General features: G+C 70.7%; 12 protein-coding genes. All 12 read left to right on the top strand.

Going from position 1 to position 13,900, the window contains the following annotated elements; translation table 11 throughout:
• Window positions 1–116 precede the first annotated feature (116 nt).
• The 12 genes from AC5Y4Z_RS23730 to AC5Y4Z_RS23785 are packed head-to-tail and all read left to right on the top strand — an operon-like array spanning window position 117 to window position 13,900.
• The gene (locus AC5Y4Z_RS23730; protein WP_499967358.1) at window positions 117–911 is read left to right on the top strand and encodes a glycosyltransferase family protein; all 795 of its coding nucleotides are present in this window, start codon (window positions 117–119) and stop codon (window positions 909–911) included.
• Window positions 908–1,570, top strand: coding sequence for a PIG-L deacetylase family protein (locus AC5Y4Z_RS23735; RefSeq protein WP_499967359.1), 663 nt, complete (start codon window positions 908–910; stop codon window positions 1,568–1,570). Before AC5Y4Z_RS23730 ends, AC5Y4Z_RS23735 begins: the two co-directional genes overlap by 4 nt.
• A 21-nt stretch (window positions 1,571–1,591) precedes the next feature.
• Window positions 1,592–2,635, top strand: a complete 1,044-nt coding sequence (locus AC5Y4Z_RS23740; RefSeq protein ID WP_499967360.1) for an NAD-dependent epimerase/dehydratase family protein — start codon at window positions 1,592–1,594, stop codon at window positions 2,633–2,635.
• A complete protein-coding gene (gene rfbC / locus AC5Y4Z_RS23745; protein ID WP_499967361.1) occupies window positions 2,635–3,192 on the top strand; it encodes a dTDP-4-dehydrorhamnose 3,5-epimerase in 558 nt (185 codons plus the stop codon). The genes AC5Y4Z_RS23740 and rfbC overlap by 1 nt, the downstream gene beginning before the upstream one ends.
• Window positions 3,189–4,007: a WecB/TagA/CpsF family glycosyltransferase gene (locus AC5Y4Z_RS23750; protein WP_499967362.1), complete on the top strand. Its 819-nt coding sequence runs from the start codon at window positions 3,189–3,191 to the stop codon at window positions 4,005–4,007. The genes rfbC and AC5Y4Z_RS23750 overlap by 4 nt, the downstream gene beginning before the upstream one ends.
• 18 nt (window positions 4,008–4,025) lie before the next feature.
• Window positions 4,026–5,531: a sugar transferase gene (locus AC5Y4Z_RS23755; RefSeq protein ID WP_499967363.1), complete on the top strand. Its 1,506-nt coding sequence runs from the start codon at window positions 4,026–4,028 to the stop codon at window positions 5,529–5,531.
• A complete protein-coding gene (locus AC5Y4Z_RS23760) occupies window positions 5,531–7,006 on the top strand; it encodes a flippase (protein ID WP_499967364.1) in 1,476 nt (491 codons plus the stop codon). Before AC5Y4Z_RS23755 ends, AC5Y4Z_RS23760 begins: the two co-directional genes overlap by 1 nt.
• Entirely contained in the window at window positions 7,003–9,036 is a 2,034-nt protein-coding gene (locus AC5Y4Z_RS23765; protein WP_499967365.1) for a glycosyltransferase, read from the top strand. The genes AC5Y4Z_RS23760 and AC5Y4Z_RS23765 overlap by 4 nt, the downstream gene beginning before the upstream one ends.
• Complete coding sequence (locus AC5Y4Z_RS23770) at window positions 9,033–10,472, top strand: hypothetical protein (protein ID WP_499967366.1); 1,440 nt, start codon at window positions 9,033–9,035, stop codon at window positions 10,470–10,472. Before AC5Y4Z_RS23765 ends, AC5Y4Z_RS23770 begins: the two co-directional genes overlap by 4 nt.
• Entirely contained in the window at window positions 10,453–11,694 is a 1,242-nt protein-coding gene (locus AC5Y4Z_RS23775; protein WP_499967367.1) for a methyltransferase domain-containing protein, read from the top strand. The genes AC5Y4Z_RS23770 and AC5Y4Z_RS23775 overlap by 20 nt, the downstream gene beginning before the upstream one ends.
• Window positions 11,691–12,788 (top strand): class I SAM-dependent methyltransferase, encoded by a 1,098-nt coding sequence (locus AC5Y4Z_RS23780; RefSeq protein ID WP_499967368.1) that lies wholly within the window; start codon window positions 11,691–11,693, stop codon window positions 12,786–12,788. Before AC5Y4Z_RS23775 ends, AC5Y4Z_RS23780 begins: the two co-directional genes overlap by 4 nt.
• Complete coding sequence (locus tag AC5Y4Z_RS23785; protein ID WP_499967369.1) at window positions 12,785–13,900, top strand: glycosyltransferase; 1,116 nt, start codon at window positions 12,785–12,787, stop codon at window positions 13,898–13,900. Before AC5Y4Z_RS23780 ends, AC5Y4Z_RS23785 begins: the two co-directional genes overlap by 4 nt.

Below are 13,900 nucleotides of genomic sequence, written 5' to 3' on the forward strand. Positions count from 1 at the left end.
GCCGACATACCGAAAGTATCGTTAGTCGCTTGCACGTGGAGATTCGGTCTCCCTCATACGGCGCGCGCCTCGCGCACCGCAGTCCGCCATCCGCACAGTCCGAAGGGGTCGGTGTCATGAAAGTCGTGCTTTTCTGCGGTGGTTACGGCATGCGCATGCGCACCGCCGAGGGTGATCTGGTCCCCAAGCCGCTGCAGATGGTCGGGCCCCGGCCGCTGCTGTGGCACGTGATGCGCTACTACGCCCACTACGGGCACAAGGAGTTCATCCTGTGCCTGGGTTACGGGCAGTCGATGGTCAAGGACTTCTTCCTCAACTACCGCGAGATGGAGTCCAACGACTTCGTCATGCGTTCCGGCCAGATCGAGTTGCTCGATTCCGACATGTCCGACTGGACGATCACCTTCGTCGACACCGGGCTGGAGTCCCCGATCGGCGAGCGGCTGCGCCGGGTGCGCAGGTACATCGGCGACGACGAGTACTTCCTGGCCAACTACGCCGACGTGCTGACCGACGCGCCACTGGACACCATGATCGACCGGCTGCAGACCAGCGGCGCCGCGGCGTCCATGCTGATCGTGCCGCCGCAGTCGTCCTTCCACTGCGTCGATGTCAGCGCCGACGGCGACATCAAAGAGATCGCGCCCATCGCCAAGTTCCCGATCTGGGTCAACGGCGGCTACTTTGTTTTGACCCAGGAGGTCTTCGACCTCATCCCCGAGAACGGCGACCTGGTCGGTGACGCCTGCATGTCCCTGGCCGGCAGCGGGCGGCTGCTGGGGTATCAGCACCACGGCTTCTGGAAACCGGCCGACACGTTCAAGGAGCGCGCGGAACTCGACGCGGACTACAACGCGGGGAACCGCCCGTGGATGGTGTGGGAGCAGCCCGTCGCGAGACGTTCGGCATGATCGGCCTGCACACCGGCGCAATCGGTTCGATTGCCGCCATCGGGGCGCACTGCGACGACATCGTCATCGGCGCCGGGGCGACGCTGCTGCGGATCGCCGGGCACAACCCGGGTCTCGTCGTGCACGCCCTGGTGTTCACGGGCGCGGGCACCGAGCGCGAGGTCGAGGAAAAGAACGCCTTCGCCGCGTTGCTGCCGCAGGCGGACGTGCGGTTGACGGTCGCCGACCTGCCCGACGGGCGGCTGCCCGAGCATTGGGGCGCGGTCAAGCGCCACCTCGCGCAGTTCCGGGCCCAGTGCGAGCCCGACCTGGTCCTCGGCCCGCAACGCCACGACTACCACCAGGACCACCGGGCGGTCGCCGAGCTCATCCCGACCGAGTTCCGCGCCCACCTGGTGCTGGGCTACGAGATCCTCAAGTGGGAGTCCGACCTGCCCAATCCGGCTCTCTACGTGGACGTTCCGGGCGAGCTGGCGCGCCGGAAGGCCGAGGTGCTCGCCGAATCGTATCCGTCGCAGTCGGGCCGGGACTGGTTCGACGAGGACGCGTTCCTCGGGCTGATGCGGATCCGCGGCGTGCAGTGCAGGGCTCGCTACGCCGAGGCGTTCACGGGGGAAAAGGCGCTGCTGAATCCCTGCGGCGTTCGTTCAGACGACTGACGGGACGGGAGGGACGACACCATGCGAGTGCTGGTCACCGGCACGGAGGGCTACCTGGGTTGCCTTCTGGCGCCGCTGCTTTCGGAGGAGGGCCACGAGGTCGTGGGCCTGGACACCGGCTACTACCGGGCCGGCTGGCTGTGCCCGGGCGCGCTGGCCGACGTCCCGCACGGCGTCGCGCCGCTGACCCTCATCAAGGACATCCGCGACGTCACCGCCGCCGACCTGCGCGGGTTCGACGCGATCGTCCACATGGCCGAGCTGAGCAACGATCCGATCGGCGACCTGATCGGCGACGTGACGTTCGAGGTCAACCACCGCGGCAGCGTGCATCTGGCCGAGTGCGCCAAGCGCGCCGGCGTCACCCGGTTCATCTACATGTCGTCGTGCAGCGTGTACGGGATCGCCGACGGGACGGTCGACGAGACCAGCACCATCAACCCGCTGACGCCGTACGCCAAGTGCAAGGCCCTGGTCGAGCGGGACCTCGCCGCGATGGCCGACGACGACTTCTCGCCCGCATTCCTGCGTAACGCAACGGCTTTCGGCGCCTCCCCCCGCATGCGGTTCGACATCGTGCTGAACAACCTGGCCGGGCTCGCGTGGACCGACCACCGCATCGCCATGACCAGCGACGGCACCCCGTGGCGACCGCTGGTGCATGCGCTCGACATCGCCCAGGCGATCCGGTGCGCGCTGCGCGCGGACCGGCAGGCCGTGCACAACCTGGTGGTCAACGTCGGCGCCGACGAAAACAACCGCACGGTGCGCGAAATCGCGGAAACCGTCGACGCCGAGTTCCCCGGTTGCGAGCTCACCTTCGGCCCGCCCAACGCCGACACCCGCAGCTACCGCGTCGCGTTCGGCAAGATCCGCGAGGTCTTCCCCGAATACCGCGCGGCATGGGACGTCGCGGCCGGGGCGGCGCAACTGCATCGCGTGTTCCAGAGCATCGCGATGGAGCCCGAGACGTTCCACGGCCGCGGCCACACCCGCCTCAAGCAAATCGAATACCTGCTCAAGACGGGGCAGGTCGACGACCGACTGTTCTGGAAGGAGCCGTAGTGAAGTACACGCCCACGAGTGTCGCCGGGGTGACGATCATCGACATCGAGCCCCATCGCGACCATCGCGGCTTCTTCTCTCGATCCTTCTGCGCCGACGAATTCGCCACCCACGGCCTGATTTCCGAAGTGGCGCAAACGAGCATCTGCTTCAACCACACCCGCGGCACGGTGCGCGGGCTGCACCGCCAGGCGCCGCCGCACGCGGAGGCCAAGCTGGTGCGGTGCGTGCGCGGCGCGATCGTCGACGTCGCCGTCGACGTCCGCCCCGAATCGCAGACCTACGGCAAGCACGTGATGGTGGAGCTCAGCGCCGAAAACCGTCGGGCGCTGTTCCTGCCCCCCTACGTCGCGCACGGCTTTCAGACCCTGACCGACGACACCGAAGTGCTGTACCAGATCAGCGGCCCCTACGCCCCGCACAGCGAGGAGGGATTCCGCTGGGACGACGGCGAATTCGGCATCAAGTGGCCGCTGCCGGTGACCGTCATGTCGGAGCGGGACGCCAGCTGGCCCTACCTGGAGGAGGCGGCGGCGGCCGGGAGCGGGATGTCATGACGCCGCCGCCGGTGCGCATGGTCGTCAGCGGCAGCGTCGTCGAGCGCTGCGACACCGACCAGGTGCTGTCGATCATCGCGTCGCGGCTGCGGTCGCAGTCGCCCGGGCTGGCAGTGGGCTCGGTGAACCTCGACCACCTGCACCACTTCCGCACCCTGGGCACCGCACCCGCCGGCCGGCTGGAATGGCTGCTGCTGGCCGACGGCATGCCGATCGCATGGCGCGGAAAGCTGCTGACCGCCAAGCCCTGGCCGCGGGTCACCGGCGCCGACCTGCTGCCCGAGGTTCTCGCGCTGGCCGAGTCCACCGGCCGGCGGGTCGGCTTCTTCGGCGGCAGCGACGAGACGCACCGCCTGCTGGCCCAGCGGCTGCGGGCCCGCTACCCCGCGCTTGTGGTCGCGGGGATGTGGGCGCCCGACCCGGCCGACATCGAATCGTCGTCCGGGGCGCTCGTCGCCGACATCCGCGCGTCGGGCACCGACATCCTGGTGGTCAGCCTGGGCAAGCCGCGCCAGGAGCAGTGGATCGACCGCCACGGGTTCGCTACCGGGGCAAGGGTTTTCCTGCCCTGCGGCGGCGCCATCGACTTCCTGGCCGGCATGACCCGCCGGGCGCCGCAGTGGATGCAGCGCGTCGGGCTGGAGTGGTTCTACCGGTTGACGCACGAGCCCCGGCGGCTGGCGCGCCGGTACCTGGTGCAGGGGCCGCTCGCGCTGCTGCGGGCATCGCGGGCCCAGCTCATCTGCTATCCCGGCGTCTACTACGCCGGGACGCCGTCCGTCGAACCCGCCGCGGTCGAACCGGCGAGCGCGTAGGCGAGGGACCCCGAAACCATGACCACGACGCTTCGAGCCGACAGCGGCCTGTCGGTGCTCCCCGCGCGGCCGGCGCGGCGGGCACGGGCCAGGGCCGCCACCCGCTGGCAGCAGCGGTACTCGGCGCGTCTGCGCATCAGCGACTCGGCGATCGTGTGCGCCGCGGTCGCCCTCGCCCAGTTCGTCCGGTTCGGCGACGCGCCCAACACGTCGGGCTACCCCGGCCAGCTGATGACGCTGTTCTCGGCACTGTTTGCGGCACTGTGGCTTTCGGCCCTGTCGATGTTCCAGACCCGCTCGACCCGAATCATCGGCGCGGGTATCGACGAATACCGCCGCATCGCCAGCGCGTCGTTCTGGACGTTCGGGTTCATCGCCATCGTCACGTTGCTCGCCAAGATCGACCTGGCCCGCGGCTATCTGGCGGTCGCGCTGCCCGCCGGTACCGTCGGGTTGCTGGCGAGCCGCAACCTGTGGCGCAAGCACGTCTGGCACAAACGCACGCACGGCGAATACCAGACCATGGTGCTGGCGATCGGGGATCGGCCCGGCGTCTCCCACCTGGCCCGCGAGTTGATCCGCAACCCCAACGACGGCTACGTGGTGGTCGGCGTGTGCATCCCCGCATACGGCCCGCCCCGCGGCGAAACGCTGACGGTGCAGGGCCGAAAGATCGCCATCCTCGGTGACGAGACCGCGGCCGTCACCGCGATCGAGGAATGCGGCGCCGACACCGTGGCCGTCACGCGCACCGAACATTTCGGCGTGCACGGGATCCGCGACCTGATGTGGCGGATGGAGACGATGGACGTCGACCTCGTGGTGTCGCCCGGAATGGTGGACGTCGCCGGGGCGCGGCTGACCCTGAAACCGATCGCCGGATTCCCGCTGTTGCACGTCCAAAAGCCGCAATACGAAGGGACGCAACGCTTTCAGAAGCGTGCGTTCGACTTCTGCTTCTCGCTGGCCGCGCTCGTCGGGACCGCGCCGCTGCTCGTCGCGGCGGCCGTCGGGATCAAGGCGACCAGCAAGGGACCGGTCTTCTACCGCGCCGAGCGCATCGGCCTGGACGGCAGGCCCTTCACGATGCTCAAGTTCCGCACCATGGTGGACGGCGCCGACACCCAGGTCGACAGCCTGCTGCCGCTCAACGAGGGCGCCGGCGGCATGCTGTTCAAGATTCGCCAGGACCCGCGGGTCACGCCCGTCGGCAGGATCCTGCGCCGCTTCAGCATCGACGAGCTGCCGCAGTTCATCAACGTGCTGAAGCAGGACATGAGCGTGGTCGGCCCGCGGCCCCCGCTGCGCCGGGAGGTCGAGAACTACGACGGCGAGGTCAAGCGGCGGCTGCTGGTGAAGCCGGGGGTCACCGGGCTGTGGCAGGTCAGCGGCCGGTCGGACCTGTCCTGGGAGGACTCGGTGCGGCTGGACCTGTCCTACGTCGACAACTGGTCGATGGCCGGGGACCTGCTGATCATCGCGCGGACCCTCAAGGCCGTGTTGACCAGCGACGGGGCCTACTGATGAGCAGCGACACCACGCTCGAATCACCGGCCGTGGACATCGCCCCCTCGGTGCCGAGATCGCGGATCGCGCACGCGTTTTCCGTCCAGTTGATCTGCCGCGCGCTGGGCATGGTGGCCTCGGTGGTGTCGGTCGCGATGACCGCCCGCTACCTCGGGCCGGGGCGCTACGGCCAGCTCACCATCGCGGTCGCCTTCGTCGGAATGTGGGCCAGCCTGGCCGATCTCGGCATCGGCACCGTCATCGTGCGCCGCGTCACCTCGGGCACCGGCGACCTGGAGCGTTTGGTGCGCGTCAACAGCGGCCTGTCGCTGGTGTACTGCCTGCCGCTCGCGGCGCTCGCGGCCGGCTCGGGCCTGCTGCTCTACCGCGACGCCGACGTACGCGTGATGCTCGTGGTGCTCTCGGGCCAGCTGCTGATGCTGACGATGACGACGCGCTTCGAGCCGGTTTTCCTGTCCACCGTGCGGTTTTCGGCCGTGGCCGTGTCCGATGTCGCGGGTCGGTTGGGCACGCTGGCGCTGGTCAGTTACCTGGTGGCCACCCACGCCGGCGTGGTGTGGTTCGCGGTCGCACAGCTCATCCCGCCGGCGCTGCAGTTGGTCATCCAGGGCGCCGCGGCGGCGCGGCACATCTCGCTGCGGCCGATTTTCGCGCCGCGCGAGATCGCGGACCTGTTGCGGGAGAGCGTGTTCCCGATCGGCGTGGCCGTGGTGGGCGTGCTGTACTGGCGCGCCGACGGCGTCATCCTGTCCAAGCTGAGCACGCACGACGAGGTCGGCGTCTACGGGCTGGCCTACACCGTCGCGTTCAACACCCTGATCGTTTCGGTGTTCTTTCTCAAGGCCACGCTGTCGACGGCCACCGAACTGTTTTCGCGCAACGTCGCGGCGTTCGCCGATTTCCTGCGGCGCTGCGTCGAGCTGATGTACTTCGTGGGGGTCCCGGTGGCCCTCATCGGCGCGCTGCTGTCGCGCCCGCTGATCGAATTGTTCGGCGATCACGACTTCGTCGAGCGGGGCGCGCCGACACTGGCGACGCTGTTCGTGGCGGTGGCACTGCGTTTCGTCACGGGCACCCTCGGGCAGGCGCTGTTCGCCTGCCACCACCAGAAGTTCCTGTTCCGGTTGTCGATCGCCACGCTGGCGTTCAACGTCACGCTTAACCTGTTGCTGGACAAGCCCTTCGGCGCGGTCGGGGCCGGGCTGGCGCTGGTGGGCACCGAGCTGTTCGGCATGGTGGTGGCCAGCTGGTGGCTGCGCCGCGAGTGCGACTACCGCACGCCGGTGGCGTTTCTGGTCCGGCTGCTGGCGCCCACGGGGGCCTGCGTCGCGGTGGCGCTGCTGCTGGCCGGTCACCACGTGGTGCTGATCTTGGCGGGCGCCGCCGCCGCGTACCTGGGCACCAGCGCGACGATCGGCCCGTTCAGCTGGTCGACCTTGACCGCGCTGCGCCAAAGGCCGGTGCCGGCATGACACGGGAATTGGACCGGGCCTACCTGAAGCGCCCCACCGGCACCACGATCACGCGGACCCACCGGCCCCTGGTGGTGATGATCGTGACGTACAAGAGCCATGACCTGGTCGAGCAGTGCCTGGCCAGCGTCGCCGAACACCTGCCCGACCTTCCGGTGTACGTCTACGAGAACAGCGGCGACTCCTATCCCGGCCGCGCGGAGCTGGCCGCGCGGCACCCGGACGTCCACTGGGTGCTGGGCCCGGTCAATCTCGGCTTCGCCGCGGCGTTCAACGCGTTGGTGGAGCACACCCCGCCCGAAGCGGACCTGTTGCTGTTGAACGCCGACGCGCGGCTGCAGGGGCCGCTCGCGCGCACCCGGGAGCTGCTGCACGGCACGAGGGTGGCCGCGGTGTCGCCGATGATCCACGACGACGGCGCGCCCGGCCCGGCCCGCTGGGACGTCGCCACTCGGCGCCGGACGCTGAGCCGGGCGCTCGTCGCGGCCGCGGGCTATTCGGATCGCCTGCGCGGCACCCCGATCTCGCACCTGTACTCCTGCCAGCCCGACGAATCGCAAAGCATCGACGGCTATGTGGGCGGCGCCTGCCTGGCCATCAACCGCGCGGCCTGGAACGAAATCGGCGGCTTCGACGAAGAATTCTTCCTCTACGGCGAGGAGACCGACTGGCAGGCCCGCGCCACCGCGGCCGGCTGGCGCATCCTGCTGGCCGACGAGGTCGACACCGACCACGGCAACCCGGCGCACGGCGACGGGTCGCCGGAACCAGGCGCCATGCACGGTGCGGAGGTGTCGACGCCGGAGCGCCGCCGCAACAAGGACATGCTGCGCGCCAACATCGCGCTGCTGCTCGAGCACCAGGACGGCGTGCACCACGCCGACCTGTACCTCGCCGGAACCACCCTGCTGGACCGGCTGCAACGCTCGAAGCGCCAGGCGCGCCGGCGCGACCTGACCGCGATGGCGGCGGGCCGAACCGGCAAGCCGGCGATCGTGATCACCACCAACCGACTGGTCTACGGCGGCGCCGAGCGTCAGAAGGCACTTCTCGCAACGGAATTGGACCGCCGCGGCTATCCGGTCACCCTGGTCTGCATGCAGCGGTTCGGCCCGCTGCTGAAGGAGATCCCGCACACCGTGCGGGTGGTGCGCCAGCCGTGGTGGGCGCCGGTCGTCGACGTTCCCGCCGGCCCGGCGGTGCTGATCAGCGGCGACACCAACACCGAAACGGGGTTCGCGACGCTTTGGCGGGCCGCGGGCGCGGCGACGCGCGGCGCCCGGCGCTGGCTGGTGGCGCCGCACGTGCCGCCGGAGGCCGACCGGCCCATCTACTCGTGGCCGCTGGCCGCGGCGATGCGCCGTAGCGACGGTTTTGTCGTTCTGGCCCAACGGCATTGGGACATGCTCGCCGAGCACCACCGGCTCGGCACGCGCCGGTTCGTTGCGCCCAACGGTGTCGCGCTGACCGGCGAGCCCGCGCCGCGGGTCCGGGCACCCGGCGAGCCGCCGCACCTGGTGATGCTCTCGCGCATCGTCGAACACAAGAACCCGCACCTGCTGATCGAGGCCCTCGTCGGGCTGAGCGACCTGCCGTGGCGGCTTTCCATCTTCGGCGACGGCCCCGACCGGGAGCGGCTCCAGGCCCGCACGCCCGCCGCGTTGCGGGACCGGGTGCAGTGGCGCGGCTGGTCGGCCGGGCCCGAGCCCGCGCTGGCCGAGGCCGACCTACTGTGCGTCCCCAGCCGCTCGGAGGCCTTCCCGGTGGCGATCCTCGAGGCGATGTCGCGGGCCGTACCCGTTGCGGCGTCCGCGATTTGCGCCGTCCCGGAGATGCTGGGCTTCGGCGAGGCGGGATTCGTCGTCGAACCCGCCTCGCTGCCGGCGTGGCGGAAGCGCCTGGCCGAGATCCTGGCGCGGCCCGACGAGCTCCCCGCGGTGGGGCGACGCGGCTACGAGCGCATGCGCCGACACTACACGGTGGAGGCCATGGCCGACGACTACGTCGAGGCGATCGAGGCGGTGCTGTGAGCGGCTTCCGGCTGGGCCTCAAATCGTTGCGCCGCACGCCAATTCGCGAGCATGCCGTCGCCGAACGGGCGCCGTCGTACGAGACGGTGATCCTGGGCGGCGGCCCCGCGGGCACGGGCCCGCTGGTCTGGGCGGCGCGGCACGGCCGGCTGGACGCGTGGCTGGACAGCGGGGTCGCCCTGGTCGAGCAGACCGACGAGCTGGGCGGTTCGCTTGGACAGTACCCGCTCAACGCCGACTCACGCGGCGCCTCCTTCCTGGAGTGCCTGGACGGCCGGCAGCGCTCGCCCTTCCTCACCGAGCTGCGGGCCGATCCGGTGGTGCGCGAACTGGAGCGCTTCCGCGCGAAGTACCCGCCGCTGTCCTTGGTGGACCGCTTCGAGCGGCGCCTCGGCGCGGCCGTCCTGGCGCAGTTCGACCGCCACCCCGACAGCCGCGCGTTCACCGGCACCCGGGCGATGGCCATACGCCTGCAGCCGGACGGCTCGGTCGCCGTTTCCCTTGCGGCGCAGGATGGGCGGCGCTCGGTCGTGCGCGCCGCCAGCGCGGTGCTGGCGCTCGGCGGGTGCCCGAACGGGTCGTGGTCCACGATCGAGATCGCGCCCGGCGTCTCGCTCGGGCTGTGGCGCGACAAGATCGTCTCCAGCCACCGCCTGCTGACCCGCGGCGGCGCGGCCGAGGTCGCGCGCCGGCTGGCCCGCGCCAACCGCAGCCCGCGCGTCGTCGTCGTGGGCGGCGCGCACAGCGCGTTCGCGTCGGCATGGATGCTGCTGCAACGGGTTCCGGGCGTTGAGTTCGGCGCGCGCGGCGTGCAGATCCTGCATCGCAGCGAACCCCGCCCCGCGTACTGGTCGCGCGAGGAGGCCCACGCCGACTTCTACGAGTTCTGCGAATCCGACGTCTGCCAGGCCACCGGGCGCGTGCACCGGCTCGGCGGCCTGAAGGGCGACGGGCGCGAAGTGTGGCGACGCATGCACCGCAAGCCCGGGGCGCGCCCGGACGATCGTGCGGTCGCCCTGCCGATCGGCGGCCTGTCGCGGTCGCAGCTGCTGCGCCTGCTCGACGAGGCCGACCTCGTGGTTCCGGCGCTGGGCTATCGCCTTGCGGCCCTGCCCATTTACGACGCGCGCGGCCGGCGGGTGCCGGTGGCGCAAGACGGCCCGTCGGTCGGGCCGAACGCGCGGCTGCTGGCCGCCGACGGCCGGTCGATTCCGGGGGTGTTCGCCGCCGGGCTGGGCAGCGGTTTCGTGCCGTGGGGCGCGATGTCCGGCGAGGAGTCCTTCGCCGGCCAGCAGAACAGCCTGTGGCTCTACCAGAACGGCCTCGGCAAGTTGCTTTACCACAACACGCGGCGGCACGCCCAGCAGCTCGCAGACCTCACCCAAACGCCCAGCGGCATAGAGAATCGGGAGTCAGATGCTTTGCCGGTTATGTGATTCGGACCGACTGGTCAGTGTTTTGGACCTCGGCGCCACTCCGCCGTGCGAGAAGTTCCTCGCCGCCGACGAGCTCGACCTGCCGGAGCCCACCTATCCGCTGCACCTGCGGGTGTGCGCGGACTGCCTGCTGTTGCAGATACCGGCGGCGATCACACCGGAGGAGACGTTCACCGAATACGCTTACTTCGCTTCGTATTCCGACAGCTGGGTCCAGCACGCCAAGACCTTCGTCGAGGAAACCTCCAGCCGGCTCGGGCTCGGGCCCGGCTCGCGGGTGGTCGAAGTCGCCAGCAACGACGGCTACCTGCTGCAGCACTTCGTCGCGGCGGGGGTGCCGTGCCTGGGCATCGAGCCGTCGGAAAACGTCGGCGCCGCCGCCCGCGCGCGCGATGTCCCCACCATCACGGCGTTTCTCGACGAGGAGATCGCGGCGAAGGTCCGCAACGAACACGGCCCGGCCGACCTCGTCGTCGCGAACAACGTGTACGCGCACATCCCCGACCTGCGCGGCTTCACCCGCTCCCTGCGCAAGCTGATGGACGACGACGGCTGGCTGAGCATCGAGGTGCACCACGCGCTGAACCTGGTGCGGCTGGGGCAGTTCGACACGATCTACCACGAGCACTTCCAGTACTACACGCTGTTTTCCGCGATCTGCGCGCTGGCCACCTCCGGGCTGGCCGTCGTCGACGTCGAACTGCTGCCCACCCACGGTGGGTCGCTGCGCGTCTGGGCCCGCTCGGCCGACATCGCCGAACGGCCCACCAAGCGGGTGGAGAAGGTGATGCGCGCCGAGGAGGCCGCGGGGCTGCACAGCGTCGAGGGCTACCTGCAGATGCGCCCGCGGACCGAGGCCATCCGCCACGAGCTGCTGCGCTTCTTGCTGCAGTGCCGCGCCGAAGGCAAGCGCGTCGTCGGCTACGGCGCGCCCGGCAAGGGCAACACCCTGCTCAACTACTGCGGGATCCGCAGCGATCTGCTCGAATACACCGTCGACCGCAACCCGTACAAGCACGGCCGCTTCACCCCCGGGGCGCGCATCCCGATTTACGAACCGGAGCGCATCGCCGAGGACCGCCCGGACGTGGTGCTGGCGCTGCCGTGGAACCTCGAGGCCGAGCTGACCGAGCAGCTCGGCTACATCGCGGAATGGGGCGGGCGGCTTGTGTTTCCGCTTCCGACCCTGCACACCGCGCAAAGCGGTAGCGTACGGCGATGAGCACCTGCCGGGGGTGCGGCGGCACCGACCTTCGCGGAGTCCTCGACCTGGGGGCCGTGCCGGCCGGCGACGACTTCCCGCCGGCCGCCGAGCCGGTTCGTCCCGACGAGTCGTCCCATCCGCTGGCGATGGAGGTGTGCGGCGGCTGCGGGCTGGCCCAGCTGGCCGACGACAACACCGCGGCCGCCGAGCCGCGCGGCATCGAGCCGCAGGCCCTGCGCGACCAGGCGGCCGACGCCGTCCGCCGCGTCGCCGACGCGGGCTGGCTGCGCGGCGCCACCGTGCGGGAATTCGGCAGCCCGCACGGCGGCACGTGGCTGCCGCTGCTGGCGGAGCGCGGTTTCAGCGAGGCCGAGCGCGGCGATGTCGTGCTCGACTCGTTCGGCATCATGCACGAGCCGGACCAGCGGCTGGCCTTCGCGGTGCGCGCGCAGGCCACGGCGCCGAACGGCGTGCTGCTGCTGCAGTTTCACTCGCTGTTGACGATCGTCGGCCAGGGGCAGTGGAGTGCGTTGCGGCACGGCCACTTCGCCTACTATTCGCTGACCGCGTTGACCCGGCTGCTCGCCGCGGCGGGCATGAGCGTGGCCTCGGCGTGGGAGTTCGATCTCTACGGGGGCACGGTGCTGGTCGCCGCCGTGCACGGCGACGCCGAACCCGACCAACGCGCCAAGGACATCCTGGCCCGCGAGCGGGATTTCGGCATCACCGACGCCGCGGTGGTGCGGGACCTGCAGCGCGCCGCCGAGCATCACGTCAAACAGCTGCGCGATTGGCTTGTGGCGCAAGCGAACGACGGGCGCACGGTGTACGGGTATGGCGCCGGCTCGCGGGTCACGTCGCTGTTCACCATCGCTGGGGTCGACCGGCGCCTGCTGCGGGCGGTCGCCGACGCGTCTCCGGCAAAGCAGGGCCGCAGGATTCCGGGCACCGACATCGCGATCATCTCCCCCGAACAGCTCGTCGCGGCCGAGCCCGACCGCGTCATGCTGACCCTGCCCGACCTCTACGACGAGGTCCGCCGGGTTTATCCCCAACTCGACGGGCGCTGGTCGGTGGACCCGGGCGCCGAGGGGGCCGGGTCGCAACCATGAATCCGATTCGGGTGCTGTGGCTTTCGCCGTGGATGCGGCCGCTGGCGCGCGTCCAGGCCGAGGCGCTGCGGCGGCGTGGAGCCGACGTGCTGCTGGTGACCTCCGACCAGCATCCCGAATCCGACGCCGCCCGCGACTACGAGCTGGTGCTCGACCCGCGCGTCCGCACGGCCGGGACGTGGCCGTCCAGCTTCGCCGCCTGGCGCCGCATCCGGGGCCACCGGCCCGACGTGGTGGTCGCCGAGCTGGTTCGCGATCCGCGGTGGATCGCCCTGGCCGGCACCGTGCCGCGGGTGCAGCTGGTGCACGACGACCGGCCGCACGACGCCGGCGAGCGCCGACCGGCCTACGAGCGCGCGGTTTTCGACCGCTGGGGCGCCCACTCGGCGGCGACGATCGTCTACAGCGACTACGTCGCCGCCGCCATCAGCACCCGCCGCGACGTCGACGGAACGCCGGTGCACGTGCTGCCGCTCACCAGCGACCTCGACCTGGCCCTCGTTCCGCCGCCCGTCGGCGCCGGCGGCCGCCGCGATTTCGTGATGGCGGGCCGACTCAACCCGTACAAGAACATCGACGTGGTGCTGCAGGCCTGGCAACGCCACGTCGATGGCGGCGGGTGGCGCGGTGACGACCTGGTGCTCGTCGGCGACGGGCCGATCGGGGCGAGCGGAGCCCAGTTGCCGCCGCACGTGCGGTGGCGATCCGGCGCCTACCACTACGCCGACGTCGTCGAGACACTTTCGGCGGCAAAGGGTTCCGTCGCCCACTACCGGCGCGCCTCGCAGAGCGGGGTGCAGGTGCTCAGCATGCAGCTGGGCGTGATGCCGATCGTGTCCACCGTCGGCGCCCTGCCCGAGTACCAGCCGCCCGGCGGCCCGGCGGTCGGCGTCGACGACGTGGCCGGCCTGGCCGCCGCGTTCGACGCGCTGGCGGACCCCGCCGTGGCGGCGCGCCGCGGGGCCGAGGCGGCGCGCCACTACGCACAGCGATTCTGCGTCGACGAGGTCGCGGACCGCTTGTTCGATGTCCTGGCCGAGGTGCTGGTCACCCGGCCGCCGTTCGGCGCGCGTGAACTCGAGAACACCGCGCGGCGCCGAGAAAGGTTCTAG

This window comes from Mycobacterium sp. NGS63 (genome assembly GCF_059812295.1).

Excerpts from the sequence above, each read along its gene's own strand:
- AC5Y4Z_RS23730 (WP_499967358.1), top strand. The coding sequence starts at position 117 with ATGAAAGTCGTGCTTTTCTGCGGTGGTTACGGCATGCGCATGCGCACC.
- AC5Y4Z_RS23735 (WP_499967359.1), top strand. The coding sequence starts at position 908 with ATGATCGGCCTGCACACCGGCGCAATCGGTTCGATTGCCGCCATCGGG.
- AC5Y4Z_RS23740 (WP_499967360.1), top strand. The coding sequence starts at position 1,592 with ATGCGAGTGCTGGTCACCGGCACGGAGGGCTACCTGGGTTGCCTTCTG.
- AC5Y4Z_RS23750 (WP_499967362.1), top strand. The coding sequence starts at position 3,189 with ATGACGCCGCCGCCGGTGCGCATGGTCGTCAGCGGCAGCGTCGTCGAG.
- AC5Y4Z_RS23755 (WP_499967363.1), top strand. The coding sequence starts at position 4,026 with ATGACCACGACGCTTCGAGCCGACAGCGGCCTGTCGGTGCTCCCCGCG.
- AC5Y4Z_RS23760 (WP_499967364.1), top strand. The coding sequence starts at position 5,531 with ATGAGCAGCGACACCACGCTCGAATCACCGGCCGTGGACATCGCCCCC.
- AC5Y4Z_RS23765 (WP_499967365.1), top strand. The coding sequence starts at position 7,003 with ATGACACGGGAATTGGACCGGGCCTACCTGAAGCGCCCCACCGGCACC.
- AC5Y4Z_RS23775 (WP_499967367.1), top strand. The coding sequence starts at position 10,453 with ATGCTTTGCCGGTTATGTGATTCGGACCGACTGGTCAGTGTTTTGGAC.
- AC5Y4Z_RS23780 (WP_499967368.1), top strand. The coding sequence starts at position 11,691 with ATGAGCACCTGCCGGGGGTGCGGCGGCACCGACCTTCGCGGAGTCCTC.
- AC5Y4Z_RS23785 (WP_499967369.1), top strand. The coding sequence starts at position 12,785 with ATGAATCCGATTCGGGTGCTGTGGCTTTCGCCGTGGATGCGGCCGCTG.